Source organism: Yersinia sp. 2542 StPb PI (assembly GCF_048593855.1).
GTDB classification, from domain to species: Bacteria; Pseudomonadota; Gammaproteobacteria; order Enterobacterales; family Enterobacteriaceae; genus Yersinia; species Yersinia enterocolitica_E.
Map to the genome: position 1 here is coordinate 1 of NZ_JAZGQA010000331.1, position 2,339 is coordinate 2,339.

A 2,339-nucleotide genomic window follows, 5' to 3' on the forward strand; every position below is an offset into this window, starting at 1 on the left:
CCCCTTTGGTGCCAACGCCTATAATGCTGCTGGTGATTCACTAGGTGTGGTTGGTCAAGGTGGGAATATCATTCTCTCGAGTGAGAAATCGCAGAGTATTACTATTGTTTGGAACAGTAAAGAAGGCATACAGAAATGTTTTATCAACTATATACCTGAACTCTATTCTGACTATGAAAACATAAAAATCGTCAACACTATTTGTCGTAATGAAAGTAGCTAACCTAATTGAGGTGAATGTTATATGTTAATTATTAGGATGTTAACCCTTATTGCTTTGTCGTTAGGTTGGATGAGTTCGAGTGTAATAGCTGCAACCTGTTCGGGAAATGTAGCAACGGTTGCTATGCCTCAATTGGTTCTTAACCCAGCAGAAAATGGAGCAATAGGTTCTGTTCTTGGATCGCGGCTTATTCCCGTTAATACATTAAATTATACCTGTGGGGGGGGGGTAAAAACCCGCCTAACGTCTACTTATACGCGCGGTAATTCTTTATCAGCTCTTCCTGATGTATACAGTACTGAAATTGGTGGTGTAGGAATCAGAATAAAATGGCCCGTTAGCCGTGACGCTGCTTATTTTCCAACGATTCAAGATTGTCAATCGCCTTGCACCATAAATAACGACAGTTTATTAATCGAATTTATTCAAACCGGAAAAATAACAGCAGGGGATATCCCCCAGGGTGAAATTGCAAAGGTTGTCCTTACTGCAGCTGAGGAGGCAAGCAATAGTCTAACATTATTATCTATAGTGTTAACAGCCAATACTTCAGTTGTTGTACGTTCCTGTATGATCGCAAATTCAAATTTAAATATTGATTTGGGAAATTATCCTCTTTCTGATTTCAATACAGGTAATAAACATGGAACTCCAATTCCATTTTCAATCTCAGTATATTGTCCACAGGCGTCTTCTGTAAAAATAGCATTTACCACTGTTGAACAACAACCTGTAACCTCCTCTAGAGGGGTTATCCAAAATACTATTCCCGTTGAAAATGGTGGTGCGAAAGGAATAGGGACAAGGATGTTAACTGGGAATGGGATTAATGCTCAACAGGTGGATGGTACAAAATCATCCGAAATTATATTTAACGTAGATGAACATAAAGATCTAAAATATTTTGCCCAAATATACATAGTGGATCCAAATAGGAAAAACATCACATCAGGAAATGTTGCTGGCCAAGTTTATTTCAATTTAACGATAGAGTAATATCATGTTTGGTATCGTCAGAATGGTTATTATTAATAGGATGTATTTAACAGGCTGCATTGTCGCGCCATTCGCATTTATGTGCGCACAGGTTAATGCTCAAATACAGCCACCACAATTAAATACTCAAGCATCAAACGCATCCAGAGAATTAGATAGACTGGAACGTAGCCGTACACGCTCAATGATTCAAGATGAAAAACGTAGAGAGAGCGAAATAAGACGTCAGAATAATATTCTCAATGAGCAGCATGAGGATAATCTTTTGAAGTCAAAATATACGTTTTTTATTCATCATATTAGTATTGAAAACGATGATATCTATGCCAATTCACCACAAAGGCAGAAGATTATTATGCAATTCTTAGATACTGAGATGGGACAAAAGGAGATAATGGAATTGGTTAAGGATTTGACCAATTTCTATGTTGGCAAGGGTTATGCGACAACGCTGGTGACTGTTCAACCGGGTAGTTTACGTGAGGGGGTACTTAAATTAGAGGTATTATGGGGGAAGATTTCAGGGTTTAGTGTCGAGGGGAATCCACCCACATTCTTTGAAAAAACCAGGCTGTTTAGTGCAATTCCTTTTGCCCAAGGGAATAAACTTAAAATGTCAGATATTGACCAAGGGTTGGATAACTTACTTCGAGTTTCAAGGACTGATAAATTACAAATTGTTCCATCGGATGACTTTGGCTACTCAACTTTAGATCTCAGTAATTCAAGTTATTTTCCTATTTCACTCTCTGTAGGGATGAATAACTCAGGCCGTGAAGATGATGGTTGGCATCAATACAATTCGACTTTGACCGTAAATAATTTTTCCGGATTTAATGACTCTTTATCTTTCTATTATGCTTACAATGATTTGTATGCCAAAACCGATAGTCAAAGTTCTTGGTCTATGAATTACAGTTTACCACTTGGCTATTGGTTGCTAGATGCTTCCTTATATCGTTCTGAATATGAGAAGGTTATTGGTGGATACTTTGGTGGCTATCATAGTGAAGGTACTTCCCAGCGGGCTTCTACTAAATTAAGCCGCGTTATTTTTCGAGACGCAGTGGGGAAGTTTAGTGCTTATACAAAGGTTGAAGGCCGCGATAATACTAATAAA

3 protein-coding genes are annotated in these 2,339 nt (G+C 38.1%); all 3 read left to right on the forward strand.

Annotated features, from left to right (window positions below; all coding sequences use genetic code 11):
- The coding region (locus tag V1952_RS21255; protein ID WP_420075493.1) for a FimD/PapC C-terminal domain-containing protein at nt 1–223 on the forward strand (223 nt) is incomplete at its 5' end.
- 21 nt (nt 224–244) lie between these two features.
- Nucleotides 245–1,219 carry a fimbrial protein gene (locus V1952_RS21260; RefSeq protein ID WP_420072369.1) on the forward strand — a complete coding sequence of 325 codons (975 nt, stop codon included), beginning with the start codon at nt 245–247 and terminating at the stop codon, nt 1,217–1,219.
- 4 nt (nt 1,220–1,223) lie between these two features.
- The coding region (locus V1952_RS21265) for a ShlB/FhaC/HecB family hemolysin secretion/activation protein (RefSeq protein WP_420075494.1) at nt 1,224–2,339 on the forward strand (1,116 nt) is incomplete at its 3' end.

Excerpts from the sequence above, each read along its gene's own strand:
- V1952_RS21260 (WP_420072369.1), top strand. The coding sequence starts at position 245 with ATGTTAATTATTAGGATGTTAACCCTTATTGCTTTGTCGTTAGGTTGG.